The sequence below is a fragment of the Anabaena sp. PCC 7938 genome, assembly GCF_049315035.1.
In the GTDB taxonomy this organism is placed as follows: Bacteria; Cyanobacteriota; Cyanobacteriia; order Cyanobacteriales; family Nostocaceae; genus Anabaena; species Anabaena cylindrica.
This window is the reverse complement of sequence record NZ_CP186034.1, coordinates 1,925,458-1,947,255: the sequence shown is the minus strand read 5'-3', so window position 1 is coordinate 1,947,255 and position 21,798 is coordinate 1,925,458. Positions and strand designations below refer to the sequence as shown.

The 21,798-nt window shown below is 37.7% G+C and carries 17 protein-coding genes and 2 pseudogenes; 6 read left to right on the top strand and 13 right to left on the bottom strand.

The window, feature by feature from the left end; all coding sequences use genetic code 11:
• Nucleotides 1-87: 87 nt before the first annotated feature.
• From ACOWPH_RS09090 to mutS, 3 genes are all read right to left on the bottom strand, one after another.
• A complete protein-coding gene (locus ACOWPH_RS09090) occupies nt 88-4,209 on the bottom strand; it encodes a non-ribosomal peptide synthetase (protein ID WP_015215070.1) in 4,122 nt (1,373 codons plus the stop codon).
• Between the two features lie 512 nt (nt 4,210-4,721).
• Nucleotides 4,722-5,546, bottom strand: coding sequence for a class I SAM-dependent methyltransferase (locus ACOWPH_RS09085; protein ID WP_015215069.1), 825 nt, complete (start codon nt 5,544-5,546; stop codon nt 4,722-4,724).
• 35 nt (nt 5,547-5,581) lie between these two features.
• Nucleotides 5,582-8,161, bottom strand: coding sequence for a DNA mismatch repair protein MutS (mutS, locus tag ACOWPH_RS09080; protein WP_015215068.1), 2,580 nt, complete (start codon nt 8,159-8,161; stop codon nt 5,582-5,584).
• On the opposite strand from mutS, the gene ACOWPH_RS09075 reads away from it, so the two are divergent.
• Entirely contained in the window at nt 8,160-8,402 is a 243-nt protein-coding gene (locus ACOWPH_RS09075; protein WP_042465044.1) for a hypothetical protein, read from the top strand. The two genes, mutS and ACOWPH_RS09075, sit on opposite strands and share 2 nt — an antisense overlap.
• Here the strand turns inward: ACOWPH_RS09075 and ACOWPH_RS09070 are convergent.
• Both ACOWPH_RS09070 and ACOWPH_RS09065 read right to left on the bottom strand, forming a co-directional pair.
• A pseudogene (locus tag ACOWPH_RS09070) lies at nt 8,394-8,480 on the bottom strand (hypothetical protein); the annotation flags it as partial. The gene ACOWPH_RS09075 and the pseudogene ACOWPH_RS09070 sit on opposite strands and share 9 nt — an antisense overlap.
• Nucleotides 8,481-8,525: 45 nt before the next feature.
• Nucleotides 8,526-9,539 carry a cyanophycinase gene (locus ACOWPH_RS09065; RefSeq protein WP_015215067.1) on the bottom strand — a complete coding sequence of 338 codons (1,014 nt, stop codon included), beginning with the start codon at nt 9,537-9,539 and terminating at the stop codon, nt 8,526-8,528.
• 188 nt (nt 9,540-9,727) lie between these two features.
• On the opposite strand from ACOWPH_RS09065, the pseudogene ACOWPH_RS09060 reads away from it, so the two are divergent.
• Together ACOWPH_RS09060 and lysS are read left to right on the top strand one after the other, a co-directional pair.
• Nucleotides 9,728-10,087 (top strand): annotated as a pseudogene (locus tag ACOWPH_RS09060) (MBL fold metallo-hydrolase); the annotation flags it as partial.
• A 70-nt stretch (nt 10,088-10,157) separates the two neighbouring features.
• On the top strand, nt 10,158-11,744 hold the full coding sequence (lysS, locus tag ACOWPH_RS09055) for a lysine--tRNA ligase (RefSeq protein ID WP_015215066.1): 1,587 nt from the start codon (nt 10,158-10,160) through the stop codon (nt 11,742-11,744).
• Nucleotides 11,745-11,793: 49 nt separating this feature from the next.
• Here lysS and ACOWPH_RS09050 read toward each other — a convergent pair whose 3' ends face one another.
• Both ACOWPH_RS09050 and ACOWPH_RS09045 read right to left on the bottom strand, forming a co-directional pair.
• Nucleotides 11,794-13,197: a hypothetical protein gene (locus ACOWPH_RS09050; RefSeq protein ID WP_015215065.1), complete on the bottom strand. Its 1,404-nt coding sequence runs from the start codon at nt 13,195-13,197 to the stop codon at nt 11,794-11,796.
• Complete coding sequence (locus tag ACOWPH_RS09045) at nt 13,190-13,591, bottom strand: hypothetical protein (RefSeq protein ID WP_015215064.1); 402 nt, start codon at nt 13,589-13,591, stop codon at nt 13,190-13,192. The genes ACOWPH_RS09050 and ACOWPH_RS09045 overlap by 8 nt, the downstream gene beginning before the upstream one ends.
• A gap of 96 nt (nt 13,592-13,687) precedes the next feature.
• Here ACOWPH_RS09045 and ACOWPH_RS09040 point away from each other — a divergent pair, with 96 nt between their 5' ends.
• Both ACOWPH_RS09040 and ACOWPH_RS09035 read left to right on the top strand, forming a co-directional pair.
• On the top strand, nt 13,688-14,104 hold the full coding sequence (locus ACOWPH_RS09040; RefSeq protein ID WP_015215063.1) for an element excision factor XisH family protein: 417 nt from the start codon (nt 13,688-13,690) through the stop codon (nt 14,102-14,104).
• Nucleotides 14,092-14,427 (top strand): XisI protein, encoded by a 336-nt coding sequence (locus ACOWPH_RS09035; RefSeq protein WP_015215062.1) that lies wholly within the window; start codon nt 14,092-14,094, stop codon nt 14,425-14,427. Before ACOWPH_RS09040 ends, ACOWPH_RS09035 begins: the two co-directional genes overlap by 13 nt.
• 223 nt (nt 14,428-14,650) lie before the next feature.
• On the opposite strand, the gene ACOWPH_RS09030 is transcribed toward ACOWPH_RS09035, so the two are convergent.
• The 6 genes from ACOWPH_RS09030 to ACOWPH_RS09005 form a co-directional block, all read right to left on the bottom strand.
• A complete protein-coding gene (locus tag ACOWPH_RS09030) occupies nt 14,651-17,725 on the bottom strand; it encodes a CHAT domain-containing protein (RefSeq protein ID WP_422665715.1) in 3,075 nt (1,024 codons plus the stop codon).
• Nucleotides 17,653-18,120, bottom strand: coding sequence for a tetratricopeptide repeat protein (locus ACOWPH_RS09025; protein WP_422665714.1), 468 nt, complete (start codon nt 18,118-18,120; stop codon nt 17,653-17,655). The genes ACOWPH_RS09030 and ACOWPH_RS09025 overlap by 73 nt, the downstream gene beginning before the upstream one ends.
• Nucleotides 18,107-18,880 (bottom strand): tetratricopeptide repeat protein, encoded by a 774-nt coding sequence (locus ACOWPH_RS09020; RefSeq protein ID WP_422665713.1) that lies wholly within the window; start codon nt 18,878-18,880, stop codon nt 18,107-18,109. The genes ACOWPH_RS09025 and ACOWPH_RS09020 overlap by 14 nt, the downstream gene beginning before the upstream one ends.
• Nucleotides 18,881-18,954: 74 nt before the next feature.
• A complete protein-coding gene (locus tag ACOWPH_RS09015) occupies nt 18,955-19,947 on the bottom strand; it encodes an alpha/beta fold hydrolase (RefSeq protein ID WP_015215060.1) in 993 nt (330 codons plus the stop codon).
• Nucleotides 19,948-19,973: 26 nt separating this feature from the next.
• Nucleotides 19,974-20,438, bottom strand: a complete 465-nt coding sequence (locus ACOWPH_RS09010; protein WP_015215059.1) for a cupin domain-containing protein — start codon at nt 20,436-20,438, stop codon at nt 19,974-19,976.
• Nucleotides 20,428-20,868, bottom strand: coding sequence for a GNAT family N-acetyltransferase (locus tag ACOWPH_RS09005; protein WP_042465041.1), 441 nt, complete (start codon nt 20,866-20,868; stop codon nt 20,428-20,430). The genes ACOWPH_RS09010 and ACOWPH_RS09005 overlap by 11 nt, the downstream gene beginning before the upstream one ends.
• 299 nt (nt 20,869-21,167) lie before the next feature.
• Here ACOWPH_RS09005 and ACOWPH_RS09000 point away from each other — a divergent pair, with 299 nt between their 5' ends.
• The gene (locus ACOWPH_RS09000) at nt 21,168-21,791 is read left to right on the top strand and encodes a transposase (protein ID WP_216087734.1); all 624 of its coding nucleotides are present in this window, start codon (nt 21,168-21,170) and stop codon (nt 21,789-21,791) included.
• Nucleotides 21,792-21,798 lie beyond the last annotated feature (7 nt).

The window sequence follows — 21,798 nt, the reverse complement described above, 5'->3', positions numbered from 1 at the left end:
TATGGGCGTGCAATCCGCCCATACAAGAAAATTTTGAGCAATACAGACAACGGCTAAAAATCTGATCCCCTTAATTTATCAAGGATTTTACCGATTTACCAACTTACCAGCACTATGGGTTTTAATCAGCCGATTTGATAGGATAATCGCATTTTCTTCCCAGTAATTTTCCTGTGCTTGCTCTAAGCAAACCTGCAATTTTTCTGCTAAAATCTGCACGTTGGGTTCATCTAACATACCTAAATGTGTACCTGGTACATGATAGATATCTAAACCATCCTGAGCCAGATGTTTCCAACCTCTATCGGTTTCATTGCGACACCATCTCAACACTTCCTTAGTAGTAAATAAAGTTACTCGGCCAGGATAAGTCTGCGGAACATAATCTTTCATTGTTACCCGTTTTATAGTTTCTATAAACTCCATGTTGTAAGGGTTGCTATCTTCTGATAAAGTGTGATTATTCCAGAGGTCATACTTGCTATGAGGATTCCCTGTAAAAAGTAACCGCAACCAGTCCATCTTCGCTAGAAAATAGTAGCGTTTAGCTTGTGGCGATAGCTCTAACAAGGTACGCCCATAAGCATACATGGTATGAATGAAGGAGGGATTCTCAATATACAGCCTGGGGTTATAGGTATCAAACATTGCTAATAGAGCCACCTGCTCACCTTGGGCTATTAATTGCTGACCCATCTCAAAAGCAACTATACCACCACTAGAGAAACCAGCTAATAGATAGGGTCCATGAGGTTGGACGGTGCGAATTTCTTGAATGTAATGAGCAGCCATGTCTTCAACCCTGGTGTGAGGAGGTTGTTTACCATCTAGTCCTTGTGCTTGTAGTCCATAAATCGGTTGTTCTGAACCTAAGTAACGAACTAGGCTTTGGTAGCCAATGATATTTCCACCAAGAGCATGAACCAGGAATAAAGGACGTTTACTATTCTTAATCGGCTGAATAGGTACTAGAGACGACCAAGAAACGGGATCGTTTTCTTGACTGAGAATGTTCGCTAACTCTTCTATTGTTGGTGAATGGAATAAGGTAGCGAGAGGCAGTTTTTTACTAAGTTTATGTTCGATTTGGGTGAACAATTTCACAGCCAATAGGGAATGTCCCCCCAATTCAAAGAAGTTATCTTTAACTCCAATTGAGTTAATACCTAATACCTGTTTCCAAATCTCAGTTAATTGTAATTCTATTGTGTTGCTAGGAGGAATAAAGGCTTTTTCTAAATTGGGTCGTGTTTGGTCAGGTATGGGTAAAGCCGAACGGTTTATCTTACCATTAGCTGTTAATGGAATATAGTTAATGGGTATCAAGGTACAAGGAATCATATACTCTGGTAATTTCTTTTGTAGAAACTGCCGTAATTCATTCATATTTTTGGGTGCATATTGTTGATTTAGCACCATATAAGCCACCAGTCGCTTACATCCTGGTTCGTCTTCCCTAGCGATAACTACTGTTTCTTCTACTCCGGGGTGTTGTGCGAGTACACCTTCAATTTCTCCCAACTCAATGCGGAAACCACGAATTTTTACTTGATGGTCAATTCGTCCCAAGAATTCAATATTACCATCTGGGAAATAGCGAGCTAAATCTCCAGTTTTATAAAGTCGTGATTCGGGATTTTTACTAAAGGGATTAGGAATAAATTTTTGTGCTGTCAGTTCCGGTTGATTTAAATAACCAGAAGCTAAACAAACTCCACCAATATACAAATCCCCCGCTACACCAATGGGACAAGGATTAAGGTAAGAATCCAGAATATAATATTGTGCATTTTGGATAGGTTTACCATAGGGAATACTCTTCCAATGTGCTTCTACTTTGCCAATGGGATAATAATTAGACCAAACTGTGGCTTCGGTTGCTCCTCCTAAACTAATTACTTCCACTTCTGGAAATGTAGTTTTTAGTAAGTCTGGTAATGTGACTGGTATCCAATCACCACTCATAAATACCAACCGCAACAAGGGATGACAATTACTAGATTTAACTGTGGGGAACAAGGAAGCTAACTGTTGTAATGCTGGGGGTGCTGAGTCCCAAAAAGTAATTGGTTCATGGCAAATAATGTTTAATAAAGCTTCTGGATCTCTAACATCTTGATTAGACACAACCCGAATAGAACCACCTACGGCTAAAAGTCCGAATATGTCATAAACTGATAGATCAAAACACAAAGATGTGATAAATAAAATTCGGTCAGAGGAATTAACATTAAATGTTTTGTTAACCCAGGAAATGAGATTGATCACAGGTTGATGACGAACAACTACACCTTTTGGTGTTCCTGTAGAGCCTGATGTAAAAATTATGTAGGCAATATCATCAGAACTAACAGAGGTGTTTAAGTTTTTTTGAGGTAATTGATCTAGATAGGAACGATTCCATATTTGCTGATTTCCCGATTGTTTAGCGGCACATTTATCTAAACAAATTAAGTGTTGTAGTGCGGGAAGCTGTGTTTCTAGTTCCTGAATTTTAGGTAATAACTTAGTTTGGGTAACTAGACAATTAATTTGCAGTGAAGACAGGAGTAATTGAATACGTTCTTGGGGAAAACTGGGTTCTAAGGGTACATAAGCACCGCCAGCTTTTAAAATTCCCAAAACTGCGGAAATTATCTCTAAGGAACGTTCTAGGTAAACGGCAACCAAGACTCCTGGTTTGACTCCTAGTTCTTTGAGTTGATGTGCTAATTGATTTGCTTGAAAATTAAGTTCTTGGTAGGTTAATTGCTCATTTCCGAAGACAACAGCAACAGATGTAGGTGTTTTTTCTACCTGTGATTCAAATAGTTGATGAATACAAATTTGTTGATTAAAATCTGCTGCTGTGTGATTCCATTCTATTAACATTTGATGTTGTTCATCTGTTGTTAATAGGGGTAATTCTCCTAGATTTTGGTGGGGATTTGTGGCTATGCTGGATAATAAGGTTTGCAGATGTCCCAGCATTCGCAGAATTTTATCATCGTTAAAACTGCGTTGGTCATATTTTATTTTTAGTAAAAGTTCTGTTCCCGCATAACCAACTAATGTCAGCGGAAAATTTGTTTGTTCTTCTAGCTGCACTTCCAAGTTTTGCCATCTTTCATCATGAGAATGCAAAGCCTGATTTAATTCGTAATTTTCAAAGACGACAAGACTATTAAATAATGAACTTCCACCAGGAACATTACTCCAACTCTGAATTTTTACTAGGGGTGTATGTTCGTATTCTCGCAAAGTTACCCACTGCGATCGCAATTCTTTTAACCAAGGAAGTATAGGTGTTTCTCCTGTTATTTTTACCCGGACTGGTAGGGTATTGGTTAATTGTCCTACCATTGATTCTGAACCAGGGACAGATGAATAACGGCAAGCTCTAGTTGCACCAAAAACAACGTCATTTTCACCGCTATAACGACTCAATAATATAGCCCAAGCTGCCTGTATTAAGGTATTGAGAGTGAGTTGATTTTGTTGTGCTAAATCTTCTAATATCTGAGTATTTTTTGCTGATAATCTAATTTTTTGCTCTCCAAAACCGCTTTTATTATGGGGATTTTGGTCTAATAACAAAGGAGTTGGTGCGGTAAAATCTTTAAGTAATTGCTGCCAAAAACTTGCATTTTTTGACCAGTCTTGTTGCTGTAACCATTGAATATGATTTTTATAAGGATGGGGTTGTAGGATTTCTAAATCCTCTCTTTGAGAAAAAGCCTGATAAAAGGTAAGAACTTCTTTGAAAATGATGAGTAAAGACCGACCGTCTAACAAAGCATGGTGAAAAGTCCAAACAAATTGGTACGCAGATTCACTTACCTGAAATAATGCTAAACGCATTAATGGTGGTGTATGTAGCTGAAAACCTAGTGTGCGATCGCTTTGAAGATAAGTTCGTAATTTCTGCTTTTGTTCTGTGTCAGATAAGCTACTCCAATTTTGTTCTTCCAGAGAAAGAATTACTTGTTTATGTACTAGTTGTAGTGCTTCATTTTCGTTTGACCAATCAAAGCTACTTCTTAAAGCTGCGTGTCTTTCTACAACTTTAATCCATGCTTGTTGAAATATTTTCACATCAATTTTTTCTGGCACTAAACAAATAACCTGCTCAATATCAACTCCAGACTGTTGAGCAATTAGGCTATTAAACAACATTCCTTCCTGTAGAGGTGAAAGTTGGTATGAATCTTCTAGATTTAGTAATTTCATATTGAGTTGATTAATAAATACGGGTAACAAAAATTTGATTTGATTAGCGGTTGCTCGATAATACAAGTTTTTTTGTCATGATTAACGCCAAATTCATTAATACATTACTAAAAAAAATCTGCTTGCCACCTATAAATCTAAGTTATTTTTTTGTATTTTTTGTATTTTTTTTATATATTTTTGATTAATTATTTTAGTTAGCATAAATGTTATAAAATTTTCATTAGAATAATTTGTTTAATTTGTAACATTTATTCTGTCAATAGGAATACATTTCTGAAAAATAAAGTATAAATAAAGATTTGATGAAAGATCATAGGCACTATTAGCAATTTTTTCTAACAGGCTGTACTATCTGTTATTGGGCATGGCTATGCTTAGAACGATAGGGTAACGCACCAAGCCTTTGATCATGGTGCGTTACGGATTTCATCTTGTTTTCTGCGTTCCTAAATATTCGATTAGTAAAACTAGGTGGTGAAGCTACCTTAAGTAGAAGTGCATTGGGGTTATTATGTTATCGCTTCACTGGCTTTATGGGCTGTTACAAAGAAAAATGTGACATCATTCCAATAGCCTTCTTTAGTTGCAGCTTTATTTATTTCTGTAAAGTATTCTTGCTGACAACGCTCTAATTCTTCCTCTGATATTTTCACATCCTGAAGCCCAAATGCACTCTTAGCATTACCATTCCACGCAATCTCAGCATCTTGCAAGTAGAAGCCTAATTGCTCAGTTGTAATTTCGATCTCTTCAAAGCCAATTGTTTCCAGTATTTGGTAACACTTCTGATGTGTTCCGAGTAATTCATTAGGATTTGGGATAGTGATACCGTATTTTTGAACTACTGCCCGAAACAAAACAGATGCGGTTGGAGAGGTTTCTGCAAGGCAGGAAAATGCGACAATTCCGCCTGGTTTTAGAGCATTATGCCATCGACAAAGTGATGTGGGAATATCTGTGAAGTAGGCGATCGCAGATGAACACATAATAGCATCAAATTGCCTCTCCTCAAATTCTTGCTCATCTGCATCCACTGTATCAAACATGATATTAGTCAATCCTAAAGCTGCAACTTTTTGCTGGGCTTGCTGCAACATTCCCAAAGCAAAGTCAGTTCCCAAAACATGACCCGTAGAACCAACAATTTGAGCCGCAGCAATAGCCGCTAGACCTGTGCCAGTAGCGACATCTAAAACTTTCTGACCTGGTTGTAATTTTGCTAATTCTACTAATCGAGAGGCAGCTCGTCTATGAAACTCATTCTCGTAGTTTAGGCGGTTGTTGAAATCGTTAAGAATCTTCTGTTTATAAGCATTTAGCGATGAGTAATTCATACACAGTTATTGATTTAGTCTCTTACATGAAATAATTAAAGTCCTTCACGCAAACCCATTGCAATTTTACTGTGTTTTTCTATTTGTCCCATTACTTGTTTTGCCCGCTTTATTACCACTGCTGGTAAGCCGGCTAATCTTCCGGCTTCGATACCATAGGATTTATCAGCACCACCTGGTTGAACTTGATGCAAAAAGATAATTTGGTCAGGTAATTCTTTAACTGTAACTTGATAATTAGCCACATTAGGAACAATACTAGCTAGTTCATTTAACTCATGATAATGGGTAGCAAAAATAGTCCTTGATTGAATTTCTACTGCTAAATATTCTGCCACAGCCCAAGCTATTGATAAACCGTCAAAAGTTGCAGTTCCGCGACCAATTTCATCTAACAAAACCAACGATTTAGCAGTTGCATGATTGAGGATATTTGCAGTTTCATTCATCTCCACCATAAAGGTAGATTGACCAGTTGCTAAATCATCCACAGCACCGACACGGGTAAAAATGCGATCGCACACTCCCAGCCTAGCAGACCGAGCCGGCACAAAACTCCCCACCTGCGCCATCAACTGAATTAACCCCACCTGTCTTAAATAACAACTCTTCCCACTAGCATTTGGCCCCGTCAAAATCACTAAATCAGGCTTCTCCCCCTCCGTGTCCTCTGCGCCTTCGCGGTTCGTTTCTCCACCCAACCCCGTAGAATTAGGCACAAAAAACCCAGCAGGTAAAGACTGTTCCACCACTGGGTGACGACCATCAACAACCTCAATCTCTCGCCCTGCAAGCATTTCAGGACGACAGTAACCTTGATGTACAGCCAATTCTGCCAAACCACACAACACATCCACAGCCGCTACCGCACGGGAAATATTCCGAATTATTTCCGCATGACTACCCACCTCTTCCCGCAAAGCTGCAAAAATCTCATATTCCAACTGATTTAAATCATCCCTAGCTGTGAGAATTCGCGCTTCTCGTTCCTTCAAATCAGGAGTGATGTAACGTTCCTCATTTGTCAGAGTTTGCTTACGGATGTAATTATCTGGAACTTGGTCAGATTTAGAACGCGAAATACTAATGTAATAACCAAAAGTTTTATTAAATCCCACCTTCAAATTTGGAATTCCCGTTCTCACCCTTTCATCAACTTCTAAATTTGCAATCCATTGTTGATCACCTTCCACAGTCGCTTTTCTTTCATCCAACTGTGGATTTATCCCCGGACGAATTAAACCACCTTCTTTGAGATAAATAGGTGGTGATTCTACGATATGAAGTTGTAATTTTTTAGCTAATTCTTCCAGTACAGCGGGTACTTTTTGCAAAGCTTTGAGAAATGGGGATTGCGCCTCTGATGCTAGATATGATAATTCTGGTAACCGGGAGAGAGAATCAGCTAAAGCGACTAAATCCCGTGCATTGGCTCTCCCTGAACCTGCGCGACCTGTTAAACGTTCTAAATCGTAGATTTGCCGTAATAACTGCCGTAAATCTTGACGGAGAGGGGTATTTGTAACTAATTCTTGAATAGTATCTTGGCGTGATTTAATCCCTTTAATATCAAGTAGCGGTTGTAACAACCATCTTCTTAAAGCCCGTCCACCCATTGCAGTACTAGTTCTGTTTAAAGCCCATAATAAAGAACCGTGAAATGTGCCATCGCGGACGGTTTGGGTAATTTCTAGGTTGCGTCGGGTTTGGTGGTCAACGATGAGATAATCGGTCAGGGTATAGGTGTGTAATAGTTGCAGAAAAACGGTATTTTCTTTTTGAGTATCTTCGATATATTCCAATAGTCCACCAGCAGCGCGAACAGCGAGGGGGAGATGTTCACATCCTAAACCTTCAAGCGATCGCACTTTGAATTTCTGCAATAATTTACTTCTAGCTTCTGCTTGGGAAAAGGGAAGTTGCGATCGCAAACTATAGCAAAATGTGGGTGGTAAACATTGGGGAAGGGATGGGGAAGTTTCCCCAGGACGCAGTAAAGTACCTAAATCTGGGGCGTTGGTGGGAAATAGTACCTCGGAAGGTTGCAAGCGCATTAGTTCTTGAGTAAGATTTTCTAAATCGCTACCTTGACAGGTGAGAAATTCCCCAGTTGATATATCTGCGTAAGCTAAACCCCAATGATTAGCCGCAATTACCACAGCAGCAAGGTAATTATTACGACTTGCTTTGAGCATCCCTTCTTCTAGCAAAGTCCCTGGTGTGAGGATGCGGGTTACTTCGCGTTTTACCAAACCAATAGCATCAGCAGAGTCTTCCACTTGGTCACAAATCACCACAGCGTAACCTTTTTCTACCAGCAGGGTTGTGTAGCGTTCCCAAGCGTGGTGGGGTACACCGGTCATAGCGACGCGACCAAGTTCACCACCGTGTTTACTGGTTAAAACTAATTCTAGTTCTCTGGAGACTGTGACAGCATCTTGGAAAAAAGTTTCAAAAAAATCACCGACGCGATATAGCAGCAACGCATGAGGATATTTATCCTTCATTTCTACATAATGCTGATACATCTTACTCAGCTTGCTGCGGTCTTCTACCAGATTTGTATCGCTAAGAGGTGTATTAGGTTGATTGGGTTCTGGTGTCGGAGTCGTCATGGTAGATGCTGAGAGTTTAGGCACAGATTATGGCACAATACCCGATGATAACGTGATGTGGGAGATGGGAGTGCGATCGCTTAAAGTTTATTTATTTTTTGGTGTTGTGGAATTATGGATGTCTCACGCAGAGGCGCAGAGGCGCAAAGAGGAAGAAAGAGATTATGATTTTCTGCGACTACTGCGAAAGGTAGGGCTATATATCAGCAAGCTTCCAGCATTTCGTCAACTGTTAAATTGATGTCACTCGCAATCTTCCGTAGCAAAGTTGGTGAAATGGAACAGTTGTTCCTCTAGCGTCTTCATGACGAAACTGTTTATGAGAACCTGTCTGACGTACTTCTACAAATCCAAGATTTTCAGACTAATTGATTGGGTTTCTTTTGAAACCAGCGCTTCCACCAGTGGTAAACCAGTATTCCCAAGTTCCTCCAGCAGCAGTTGACCAATTGTTGAGGTCAAATTGTCCGCTTCCTGCTGGTGTGCCTGCAATTTTATAAGCTTTAACAGCTTTTCCGTTATTATTCCAAACTAAGGGTAAATTATGTTTCATCTGTTCTGGGACTATACCGTTAGTTTTCAGAAAATAGGCATCTTCTCCTTTACCTGAACCATTGCCAAATACCTTAGCAATTCCTTTTTCATCAATGGCAACAAATGCACCTTCTTCTAAACCAATAGCAAAAACTGAAAGTTGATTGCTATCATGAACAACTCTAGCCAGTAATCCAAAAAGTCTCCCATATCTTGTTTCCGAATGATTTTTATTAAGTCGGTCTAAATGCGTGTCAGTAATTACATTTTTAAGAAATGGGACTTTAATAAAGTCATTGCGATAAATATCCTTTGTGTTGTGGTGAAAAGGATCATTTAAAATTTCTGAACTCTGTACTCCTCGATGGGAAGGTGCATAATAATAATCTCCCAAAATCGCCATACCGGCACTGGTTCCAGCAACAGGAACTTTTTTTTCATTAATCAAAAAATTAATTGCATCTTCTACGGCTGTACCTTCCCAATAATCTTCATAGGCATTCTGATCACCACCAGCTATAAATAGAGCATCAGCTTCGCGGATGTATTCGATAACTTTCGGATCATTGGCTGCTTCCCGACTATCAATAGAAAGTTCAGCAGATGAAGTAATCAAATCTCTATAATGATCACAAATCCAATCAGCTTGTCTGCCAATTCCACCGGAACGAAGAACTAAATAGTTACCTCGATCTGCTTTGTTAAGAAACCATTCAGTGGCTGCCTCTTCTCCAGATCTTCCTCCTTCTGCTCCACCAATTAATAGAATACTAAATACTGGTTTGGCAGAGGTACTATTGACTTTCCCACATTCTCTAATATAGTCAAATTCTCGTCTTACCATAAAAATCACCTTTGGTACTTACTGAGAATGACAAATTTTGAGCAGATTTTATGTTCAAAAAATACAGTTTTCTGAATTATTAATAATAATTCAAGTTGCGGCATGAGTTTATTTTATATGGTTAATATTTTTACGCTAAATTGCTTAGTAAGTCTCTTGCTTTTGGTAGTCTTGAACGTGATACAAAAATACACATAACAGGTTATATACCGTTGCAATTAAATCCAGATTTGTTGATTAGTTCTATTCCTGGTAACACCAAAGGATATACGGCTTTACTCTACAAAAATAAATTTCTCTTCACCGGTGGTCATCTTGCTTGGTCAGAAGACTTGCACCAGTTAGCGGCCTTTCATGAATTTTGCTGGTATTCCTGGTCAGAACAAATTCAATCAATGCGTAAATTGGCTAATTACTCCTTTGAGTGGGTGCTATCAAGTCATGGACGATGCTTTCATACTGATGTTGAGACTATGCAACAGCAGATGCACGGGTGTATTGATTTTATGGAAACTTTTAACGCTAAATCGCTAGTTACAAGCCAATAGCTGATGTAACTGATCACTGATGACGAATCATAGAGGTAGAATAGAGAGATTGTGAAAATAAATATGGCAAATGTTTTGGGCTGATAAAATCGCTGCTGATGCACAAGGCTACCAGGTAGTTAATGATTCCAAGACTCCTTCAGGTAGAGTACACGTAGGGTCTTTGCGGGGTGTGGTTATCCATGACGTTATTTACCGTGCCTTGAAACACGCAGGTAAGCCCGTGAAATTCTTGTACGGTGTGGATGATTATGACGCATTGGATACTGTTCCTAAATATTTAGACCAAGAAAAGTTTGCGCCTTATCTTGGTTTTCCGTTGTGTAATGTTCCATCTCCAGAAGATACAGCTAGTGATTACGCTAAGTATTTCATTGGCGAATTTTTTGAGGTTTTTGAGTATTTAGGAATTAAACCAGAGACTTATTTTTTACGGGATTTATATCGCACTGGAAAACTAAATTCCTATATCGACACTTTCTTGAAAAATGCTCACCTCGTCAGAGAAGCATATAAAGAGGTAAGTAAAGCAGACCGTCCCAATAATTGGTATCCTTTTCAAGTTGTTTGTGAAAATTGCGGCAAAATTGCCACAACTGTAACTACAGATTACAACGGTTCAGAAGTTTTTTACACTTGTAAACCAGACGCAACTGATTATGTAAAAGGTTGTGGTCATTCGGGTTGGGTTTCTCCTTTTGATGGTAATGGTAAATTACCTTGGAAAGTTGAATGGGTTGCTAAGTGGGATGTATTGGGTGTAACTATCGAAATGGCAGGTAAAGACCACTCTCAAAAAGGTGGTTCTAGAGATGTGGCAAATGCTATTTCTCGTAAGGTTTTACAAAAGCAACCTCCTTTCCATTCTCCCTATGAATTTATTCTTGTGAATGGCACAAAAATGAGTTCTTCTAAAGGAGTTGGTTCTAGTGCAAAGGAAATTGCGGCTTTACTTCCTCCTGAGTTATTGCGCTTTTTGATGTTGCGGACTCAACCAAGGTCAGTCATCAATTTTGCACCTAATTATGAAACAGTTACTCGTTTATTCAGAGACTATGATACTTTAATAAATAAGTATCCCAATGCTGCTGAATTAACTGAGGAATTAATGCCGTTATTTTACGCGCAATTAGGAGACGAAGTTAAAACTTTCCAACCTTTCGATTTTAGTACGCTGATTTCTTTGTTGCAAGTTCCTCGTTTGAATATTCAAGAAGAGGTTAAACAACGTAGTCAAAAGCCTTTAAATGAGTATGATCAGCAGATTGTTAATCAAAGAATTGCTGCTGCTCAATTGTGGTTACAAGACTATGCAGATGAGGAAGAAAAGTTAGTTCTCTATTTGGAACAAGTACCAGATAAAGCCAATGAGTTAAATGAGGAACAGGTTGCTTATTTGCAAAGATTGGTAGAGAATTTGCAGAATATTTCTAACTGGGAAGCTGAGGAATTACAAACTTTGATTTTCTCAACTACTAAGGAGTTGCAGATTCAACAAGCTAATGCTTTTAAGGCTTTGTATCTATCGTTTTTAAATAAAGAACGGGGTCCAAAAGCCGGAGGTTTGTTGTCTTATTTAGAGAAGTCTTTTGTGATTTCGAGGTTGCAAGATGTTGTAACTTTGAATACAGGTAAAGAAAAAACTGAAGCTTCTTAATTTCTTGTTCCCTGTCTCTGACAGGGAATACAGTTTATAAAGAAAATAGTTAGCGATGAATTTTGGGCAATAATATCCAGGCTATTATACTGACAATCACTCCGGTTACAACGCTGATGTAAAAAGGTGGGGTGATGATAAATGGGGTTTCTGGTGGTGGTGGAAATTGAGAAACCAAGACAGAGGAAGCGATTTGGCTGGTTGCTAGTCCGATACCTGCGATCGCTATGGTAGTATTGAGTGTGCGATCGCTTTTCGTTTGTTCTAAGTCTATAATCCCTTGGATAGTGCTATTGAGATTTTGCAGTAAAGTTAATCCAGGGCTAAGATTAGCTAAATCTGCTTCTACTTGACGTTGATATTTTTCGGCATAGACTTCACCTTCACTAAATTTTCTGAGAAATTCTAAATCGCTACCTGGATATTTTTTCTCAATATCAGTCAACCGAAATTTATAGTTTTCTAAATTTAAATGAATAGTGCGATTTTGATTTTCTAAATAGTTTAAAGCAATCGTATAATCAGATAAATTAATTAAATTGTTTGTCAGAGTTGTTTGTAAATCACTTAACTTTAAATTATTATTTTTTAGCAGCCTAGTTAACTGACTTGCTTGTTGAATAGAAGGTTGAACATCAATATATTCTTTTTTGAGAATTTTTTTCTGATAACGACTTTGATAATATGACCAAACTATCTTATGTCGGTATTCCCATAATCGCAGAAAATCTTGATAAACACTTTGCGCTTGTTTCCTCATCTCATCTGGGGTAGTGGTTTCAGGAAACAACCAAATCAAAACATGATGGTTTAATTGGCTAAATTTATCCCAAAATTCCTTACCTTCCACACCTAAATTTTGAGGACAATACCATAATTCAAATATTGTTCCTTCCCCTAATTTACCCTTACCGATAAAATCGCGCTGCCAGTTGTAATCGCTGACAACTTGTGTATAACATTTTTGGGCAATATCCTCAATTTCTACTTCTGTTTTGGCACTAGTTAATTTTCCCCATAGTAACCAAGTTTGCCCAATTGTTCCCGTTTGTTGTGAAAGAAGTTGATTAATTTCTTGTTTTAATTTAGCGAATGGTTGATCATCAAAATTTTGTTCAATATCATTAATTTTACCATTAGCATCCAATTTACCAGAATAGTCAACTTGCAGGGCATAAGTATCACTAATTTGTAAAGGATAGTAATAACCATCCAAAGGAGAATTAAACTTTCTAGTTCTAGTTTCTAATAATTCAACAACTTCAGTATCAAAACTTTTATATTTCAATAACTGGTTGAATCTTTGTTGAAATTCCTTTGCATCAACATCACTATATATTTTACGACAAAAATCTTGACAATTTTGATTAATTTGGGTTTCAGTTTCACCTAAACCATCTTTCAAATCATATAGGAATAAATCAATACTAGGATAAATAATTTGTTCAGCCATTTGTTTTTTTACCAGTAATAAATGCTCTTACTTGTTCCAAGAGATTGGAATTAACAGCTTGCTTCACAGCTTCTACAGAATTAGGATGATTAAAACTATTAATTGCAGCATTTGTCAATTCCTTGGTAGGTTCGGTAGGTAAAGTATCCGGTTCTAATCCCTTATTGCGTTGACTAATATTACTATCAATTACAGCTAATTCAGCTTGATAGATTTTATCTAAAGTTGGATAGCTTTCGGCTATAGCATCCAAATTATAGATATTATTTGTATCTGCGGCAATGGCTTTACCAACATCATTTAGCTGCATTTGGATATCTTCTGGTAAAGGTTCATTTAGCTTTGCAAGAGCAGTTAAAAAGGCTGTAAGATGAATTATATCGTTAGGTTTCATGGTAAATTTAGCTAGTCAGTCCAGTAGAAATGGTTACTCAAGACTAAACTTTATTTTACACCTTTTGAGTCTAATTAATCAAAATTTGCTATAATTATGCCAGCAAGAGATTTATTTCATGATACGGTTAAACGAGCCTTAGTAGCTGATGGATGGATAATCACTCATGATCCACTTCCTGTGAGTTTTGAGTTGGGAGATATGTATATTGATTTGGGTGCAGAAAAGATTTTTGCAGCAGAAAGAGGTGAAGAAAAAATTGCGGTTGAAGTTAAAAGCTTTGTGCGAACATCAGCAATTTCTGAATTTCATACAGCATTAGGACAGTTTATTAATTATCGCTTGGCTTTATCGGAACAAGAGCCGGAACGTATACTATATTTAGCTGTACCTATTGATGCTTACAGTTCATTTTTTACGATTCGACTGGTACAAAATATCATCCATATTCATCAACTTAAATTAATAGTTTATCATACAAAAACAGAGGAAATTGTGCAATGGATAAATTAATAAAATATCGAGAAATTGTACAAAAACTGTTGCGTGAGTATGCTGAAATAGGGAATTCTAATCAAGATGTTGAAACTCAGATAGTATTTGATACTGAACATAACCATTATCAATTGATGAATGTGGGTTGGAAAAATGACCGTCGTATTTATGGCTGTTTTTTACATATTGATATTAAAGATGGTAAAGTTTGGTTACAACATAACGGTACAGAATATGAAATTGGAGAAGAATTAGCAAATTTAGGAATTCCTAAACAAGATATTGTGATTGGATTCCATTCACCTTTTAAGCGTCAATTTACTGATTATGCAGTTGGTTAGATAATGTAATTTTCCTATAGTTTTAGAACTTATGCAAGTCTCAGATTTAAGATCTCTTGTAGGGTGTGTCAGACCGATAAATTAATTATTCTCAACAGATTTTTGACATCTAACGCACCTGATTAATAGACGAGTTGCATAAGTCCTAAATTTTTCTATTTACAACTCTTGTGAGGTGAGCATCTTAACCATCCTTGATATACAAATTAAATGTACAATAAATTTAAAACCCAGTAATTATAAACCCAGCCCAATAATAAGGATGTATATAAGGCTTTTTCTGCTTTTCTATATCTTCCATGATACTGATTTGATATAACTTCCTTCTAATAAAAGGACGGATAGTTTGATCATTTTCTGGTAAATTGGATAAGATGACGCGATAAATTTTTTCTAGTCTTAAAAAAGTTAAATTACGCAACCAATTTTGAGCTTTTTTGAGTGCAATGGTAGGAGATTTACCTTTTTTCAGTTGCCAGTAAAAATAAATCATCAAAAAGCTACTAGAATCATCAGTGACAGTCCATAATGTACTGACTACATTAGCAACACCTTGAAAAAGAAAGCCGCTAACTAAACCTACATATTCAGCCGTAATAGTTTGATTGCTTGCAATTGCAGTTTCACACGATGACAGGGTGACTAATTGATAATAACCAAAATTTTCAATGTTACAAATTTCTTCTAGAGTTAATAAATCTTCACCGCTTAATGCTAAGGCTGATTGTTTGGGATGGTGGAAATTATAAAAACTATGTCCTGTAAAGTGAAATATCCCAGAATTGTTAATTAAGGCTGTTTGAATTGCTTGTTTTGTGGCTTCTGCTTCTCCTATTCGTCGTTCTGTAGGTACTTGGAATATTTTAGCAATTGCCGCGACTTCAATTTCTGCATGGGATAAGATACCAAAATCTTTACTATCAGGATGTTCTACACTCAGTAGGGGCAATTTATGAATTGCCCCTACATTGATTTCACGAATTTTTTCTAAATTTGTTGATTTTAATGTTTTTAAACTAATGCCAGTTTTCGCACTTGGTAAATAGATGATAGTGAAATTATTAGGAAACAGTGCATGGATAGGGAAACAGTGTAAATCACGGTGGGGAATTAAAATCAGATTTTGAATTGACCTCTCCCCTAACCCCTCTACTGCAAGAAGAGGGGAACAAGAATCATCTTTAAAACTAATAAAATCTCCTTCTATATTCTCCCCATTCCCTTGTAGGGAAGGGGGTTGGGGGGTTAGGTCATTAATAACATTGACAATATACCCAATATCTAAAATTTCGCCCAATTGCTGCAACATTGAGGGTAAATTATCTCGCCAAGTCGTGATTTTTTCACCTTCATTATCTTTACCTTTACGATAATTACTGTATTCTTCATTCCAGGTTTTTGCCCATTTTTCAAAATCCTGTAAGCGTTGCGCTGGAGATTGGGAAGAAGTAAGAATAATGGGTTGGTTATTGTGAGTAAGAATGAAAGTGTGGAGGGCGTAGGGGCTGAGATGCCAGTAAACTATAGCAGTCTTGGTATTTAGTAATTGTTGAATTTCTGCTAATTTGGGTGACTCATCACTCCAACCATCTAAAAGCCAACTTAAACAAGCATTTTTCCCTGCTTCTGCTAACTCTAACGCTGCACACCAGTTACCAGACTGCACAGCTAAATCAACTGTAAATTGTTGAAAACCTGCAAATTTTAAAGCCAGTTGTTTTTTCTTCCCTGGACTTTGACATTCATTCAGCAAACATCTTAAAACATCAGTTCCTTGTCGTTGGAGTTCTTCAATTTTGGCGATTTCACCCACATGCAACCGGACATTAATCAAGTCGTGTAAAACCTTTAAATGAAATTCAGGAAAATCTGATGCTGTCAGGGTTTTTAGTGCCTGATTATAACTTTTAACTGCTTTGAACCAATAGGTGCGAGGGCGGAAATCTTTCTGTCCTTGGACATAATTAGCAATACCAATTGCTTGATGTAACAAACCCCAACCTTCGGGGTGTGTATCTTGGTGGCAATATTTGAACCCTTCCTCATAGCTTGCCAATACTCCATGATAACCACGCTTATCAAGGTCAGGATTGTTTCTGGCAATAGTGCTTGATAGACTTAGGAAAGGGTCACAACTCACTGAATTTCCAGATGCAATTCCTCTATTTATCCAAACTTCGTGGAGGTCAGGTTTAATTTCTAAAGCTTTGTCGTAGGATGCAACAGCTTGTTCATATTCCCCTAAATCACACAGCACTACACCCCGGTTGCACCAAGCTTCGTATTTGTCAGGTTTGAATTCTAAAGCTTTGTCGTAGGAAGTAACTGCTTGTTCATATTCCCCTAAATGATCTAGCGCCACACCCCGGTTGCACCAAGCGTCGTAGTAGTCAGGTTTGATTTCTAAGGCTTTATCGTAGGATGCAACTGCTTGTTCATATTCTCCTAAATTATTCAGTGCATTACCCCGGCTGTTCCAAACTTCGTGGTAGTCAGGTTTAAATTCTAAAGCTTTGTTGTAGGATGCAACGGCTTGTTCATTTTCCCCTAAATGATCCAGTGTCACACCCCGTCCGTACCAAGCTTTGTGGTAGTCAGGTTTAAATTTTAAAGCTTTATCGTAGGATGCAACGGCTTGTTCATATTCCCCTAAATGATCCAGTGTCACACCCCGCTTGCACCAAGTTTCGTGGTCGTCAGGTTTGATTTCTAAAGCTTTGTCGTAGGAAGCAACTGCTTGTTCATATTCCCCTAAATGATCCAGCGCCACACCTCGGTTGCACCAAGCGTCGTAGTAGTCAGGTTTGATTTCTAAGGCTTTATTAAAAGATGCAACAGCTTGTTCATATCTTCCTAAATTATCACAAAGCAAAATTCCCCGGTTGTACCAAGCATCATAGTAGTCAGGTTTGAATTCTAATACTTTGTCGTAGGAAGCAACAGCTTGTTCATATTCTCCTAAATAACCCAGCGTCACACCCCGGTTGAAGCAAGCTTGGTAGTCATCAGGTTTGATTTTTAAAGCTTTGTCGTAGGATGCAACTGCTTGTTCATACTCCCCTAAATTACCCAGCGCCACACCCCGGTTGTTCCAAGCTTCGTATTTGTCAGGTTTGATTTGTAAGGCTTTGTCGTAGGATGCAACTGCTTGTTCATATTGCCTGAAATGATCACACAGCACTACACCCCGATTGCACCAAGCATCGTAGTCGTTAGGTTTGATTTCTAGGGCTTTATCGAAGGATGCAACTGCTTTTTGATATTCCCTAAATGAACCAGCGTCACACCCCGCTTGCACCAAGCTTCGTGGTCGTCAGGTTTGATTTCTAGGGCTTTATCGAAGGATGCAACTGCTTTTTGATATTCTCCTAAATTACCCAGCGTCACACCCCAGTTGCTCAAAGCTTGGTGGTATTCAGGTTTGATTTCTAAAGCTTTGTTGTAGGATGCAACTGCTTGTTCATATTCCCCTAAATAACCCAGTGCTACACCCCGGTAATGCCAAGCATCGTAGTCATTAGGTTTGATTTCTAGGGCTTTATCGAAGGATGCAACTGCTTTTTGATATTCTCCTAAATGAACCAACAACAGACCCCGATTGTTCCCAACTTCGTGGTAGTCAGGTTTGATTTCTAAAGCTTTGTCGTAGGAAGCAACTGCTTGTTCATATTCCCCTAAATTAGCTAGTGCCACACCCCGCTTGCATCCAAGCTTCGTGGTAGTCAGGTTTGATTTCTAAAGCTTTGTCGTAGGAAGCAACTGCTTGTTCATATTCCCCTAAATAATCCAGCGCCCCACCCCTTATCAACCAAACTTCGTGGTAGTCAGGTTTAAATTCTAAAGCTTTGTCGAAGAATGCAACAGCTTGTTCATATTCCCCTAAATGATACAGCGTCACACCCCTTATCAACCACACTTCGTAGTAGTCAGGTTTGAATTCTAAAGCTTTATCAAAAGATGCGATCGCACCTGCAAAATCCCCAGCGTTGTATTGCTCATAACCTTTATTAAACCAAACTTTTGCCTTATCTGTAGCAGATTCATCTTCCTCTGTGTCCTCTGCGTCTCTGCGGTTCGTTACTCCCCTCTCCAACAACCGCACCCCAATCTCATAACCCACATCACCCAACTCCCCCATACCCTGCAACCTCACCAACCGCCTTGCTAACTCCTCATTCTCTGCCGATGAAGCCAACAACCTCTCCCCAAAACCCCGCAACCATGCCAAAAAATCCGCTTCCTTGATGTTTTTTGCTAATAAAAAACCTTTGACATCGCCTCTATTCCAACCTCCATCTAACCCCGCTAAAAGTTGGAAAAACAAAGATTCATAATCTATCGGCTGTTTAGGTAGTTCTAAGCGCCTCTGTTCCCCTGCTGGTTGAGGATTTGCTTTCCTACCAAACAACCTCTGAAAAATCTTTTTGAGCCAATGCCAAAACCGCTTGAGCATCTGGTGTTAACTCGTATCGCTTTTAGCTGTTATTTTAGCAAATACCGTGAAAATGCTGTATTTATTTACGTTAATTAATACTTTGTATTTTCAACTTTCTCTAAAACTCTTCTCACTGCTGTCAAAATAACTTCCGGCTCGTCTATCCATACAAAATGACTACTTCTTTCTGTCAATAATTGTTCACAGTCAGTCGAAAGTAAAAGCAAATTAGATTGTATAGCATCTCGCAGTTTATCGGCTGGTGAAATTGAAAAATAAAACCTTCCCAACCCAAGCTTCAGAAATGTAATAGCTTTGATATTAACAATTGGCATATTTCCAAAATAATCAGCTTTTTGCAATTGATGACCGCTGGTATTTAAACTACACATTTCTCGAAACATGGTCAACCAATGTCGTGAAGAATAAAAAGAACGCTTCACGATTTTTAATTTAGTCGCTGGAAACTGACGAAGTTCTTTTTTGATAACTTCAAAAGCGCCTATTATCCCTAAAAACCTAACAATTCCTAATGCTGCACCCAAGGAAGCAATAAAAAAAGAACCTGTAAAAAATAGCTTCAATAATTGCATACTAAATGGCATCGCTAACATCTGTTTTTCATGCAAACCATCTGTTAAAATCATCCCCACCACTTCTTCCGGGAAATAATGAGCATAAAGACGCATATTATAACTACCAAAAGAATTACCAACTAATATATAAGGTGGTTCAATTTCTGCCTTCTGCAACAAGATATGTAATTCTTTAACTATTTGTTCACTTGTCCGAGGTTTATTACTTGATTGACTAGAACCATAACCGGCTCGATCATAAATACAAACTCGTGAAATTTTCGCTAATTCTTCTACTAAAAAATAGCCATCTATTCCCCCCAGACTATGATCTAAAATTATTGTGATCTTTCCTTCTCCAGCAGCATAAAGATGTAATTTATGTCCACCGACATCAATTAATTTTCCTATGGGTGGTATTTTTGATTTTTCTTGAATGTTGGCAAGTTGATGATATGCAGTGATTCCTAATAGTATCAATGATTGCCAGTTAAATAAATTTGATAGCAAAATTTTAATTTTCCTATATTTTAGATTCAAATTTTATACAAATCACCATCTCGATGTGTAAAAATCCATCCTCCATTATCACTAGATTTAGCAATCAAATCATCATCTGGATAATATACTAAATCTCCTGGGGTTCTATCTCCAACTTCCAAATAAATTGCTATTTCTTGAGATTTATTCACAAGTTGATGTCCATCTGCTTCTTTTGCGGGGAAAGCTGCCATCATTCCCGGTATGAGGATTTGCTCACCTGCATTAGTAACTAAAGTTATTTCACCTTGAATAATATAAATAAACTCATCTTGTTGAGTATGCCAGTGTCTTAATGCTGAACAACTTCCAGGTGCTAGAGTGACTAAGTTCACACCAAAATTTTTCAATCCGGCTGAATTTCCTAAAGCCTGTTTGACTCGTCCTGCAATTCGAGATTTGAATACATCTGGATAAACCGAAGTTGTTCGACAAGGTACATTATCCGGATTAATAATCATTTTTATGTTCCTTAAAATCTGGGTTATGACGGCGCATTAATTTTATGTCATCAACATCTTTTTGGAAACCCCAACGCTCATAAAAAGGTATCATTTCTGTTAAACAGAAAAGAGCAATATTTTCAACTTCTTTCAACTGTGGATGATTAATTACTTCATCTAATAATTTAACACCAAATCCCATTTTTCTATAGTTAGGTTTAATAATTACATCATAAAGAGTTGCTCGATAAATAAAATCAGTCAGGACGCGACAAAAGCCAATTAAATCTTTGTCATCATTTACCAAAGCAATGATGATATCTGATGCCTCTAGCATCTTAACAACACGCTGGTATGTTCTGTCTTTGCTCCAGAATTCATTTTTGTATAATTCCACAAGTTCGTAAATTTGCTTTTCATTTAACTGGTTAACGATTTGATAATTCATGGTTAATTTCAATACCTTGGTCAAATTACGAGGGTTCAACGGCTGTAGAAGCATTGTGAATACCTCACATCTTGCACCTGACCGAAAACCTCAGTATTAACCGAAAATAAGAGAACAAAAGAAACATCTAAAAATCATACCTACAATTTATATACTGAAATAATAAACTACATTTACTCCCAGTATATTTACAAATGACATATATGAAAAGAGAAATAATGTCATCTGCACAGAAACACTTGTATTTTTTTATGAAAAATGAGAGAAAAGGGCGTAGAAAACATTAATCAGCAAGAAATATGGAAATCATTCTTGCCCACGCCCATAACCTAATGTACACCATTCTAGCATTGATGCCTACTCGTTATCAAAGAGATAATTTGGAAGCAATGCTAGGATTATTTCTAGCCGCAGATGGAAAACCTTTACCACATTACAGTAAAGCCAAATCCGAAAGTGCATTAAGTCGATTTTTGAATATTAGTAATTGGTCTACTCGTAAACTCATTTATCATCTCCGCCAGCAGGCGCTTGAACAAATTAATAGTCACTGTCCATTAGGGCGAAAAGCATTTTTACAAGTGATTATTGACCTCACAACTTTAGAAAAATGTGGTAAATTCAAAGGTTTAAATAACTTAATAAGTGTCTACAATGGTAGGCGAGGTTTCCATATAGTAATCTTATATTTGGTAGTTGGAAAATGGCGTATACCCTGGAATTTTCGCGTCTGGAGAGGTAAAGGTACAGCCAGTCCTGCTCAGATGGCACTACGAATGGTACGTAATTTACCAAAAGATTTTACCAAAAAATTCGAGGTGAAAATTCTAGCTGATACAGCCTTTGGCACTAAAGATTTTTCAACGGTATTCGTAAACTTAAATATCATGCTGTCCTTGGTATTGGTTGTAATCGTAAATTAATTAATGG

Excerpts from the sequence above, each read along its gene's own strand:
- ACOWPH_RS09020 (WP_422665713.1), bottom strand. The coding sequence starts at position 18,880 with ATGCTCAAGCGGTTTTGGCATTGGCTCAAAAAGATTTTTCAGAGGTTG.
- ACOWPH_RS09090 (WP_015215070.1), bottom strand. The coding sequence starts at position 4,209 with ATGAAATTACTAAATCTAGAAGATTCATACCAACTTTCACCTCTACAG.
- mutS (WP_015215068.1), bottom strand. The coding sequence starts at position 8,161 with ATGACGACTCCGACACCAGAACCCAATCAACCTAATACACCTCTTAGC.
- ACOWPH_RS09010 (WP_015215059.1), bottom strand. The coding sequence starts at position 20,438 with ATGATTATTAATCCGGATAATGTACCTTGTCGAACAACTTCGGTTTAT.
- ACOWPH_RS09075 (WP_042465044.1), top strand. The coding sequence starts at position 8,160 with ATGGTAGATGCTGAGAGTTTAGGCACAGATTATGGCACAATACCCGAT.
- ACOWPH_RS09050 (WP_015215065.1), bottom strand. The coding sequence starts at position 13,197 with ATGGCTGAACAAATTATTTATCCTAGTATTGATTTATTCCTATATGAT.
- ACOWPH_RS09000 (WP_216087734.1), top strand. The coding sequence starts at position 21,168 with ATGGAAATCATTCTTGCCCACGCCCATAACCTAATGTACACCATTCTA.
- lysS (WP_015215066.1), top strand. The coding sequence starts at position 10,158 with ATGTTTTGGGCTGATAAAATCGCTGCTGATGCACAAGGCTACCAGGTA.
- ACOWPH_RS09065 (WP_015215067.1), bottom strand. The coding sequence starts at position 9,539 with ATGGTAAGACGAGAATTTGACTATATTAGAGAATGTGGGAAAGTCAAT.
- ACOWPH_RS09040 (WP_015215063.1), top strand. The coding sequence starts at position 13,688 with ATGCCAGCAAGAGATTTATTTCATGATACGGTTAAACGAGCCTTAGTA.
- ACOWPH_RS09035 (WP_015215062.1), top strand. The coding sequence starts at position 14,092 with ATGGATAAATTAATAAAATATCGAGAAATTGTACAAAAACTGTTGCGT.
- ACOWPH_RS09005 (WP_042465041.1), bottom strand. The coding sequence starts at position 20,868 with ATGAATTATCAAATCGTTAACCAGTTAAATGAAAAGCAAATTTACGAA.
- ACOWPH_RS09085 (WP_015215069.1), bottom strand. The coding sequence starts at position 5,546 with ATGAATTACTCATCGCTAAATGCTTATAAACAGAAGATTCTTAACGAT.
- ACOWPH_RS09045 (WP_015215064.1), bottom strand. The coding sequence starts at position 13,591 with ATGAAACCTAACGATATAATTCATCTTACAGCCTTTTTAACTGCTCTT.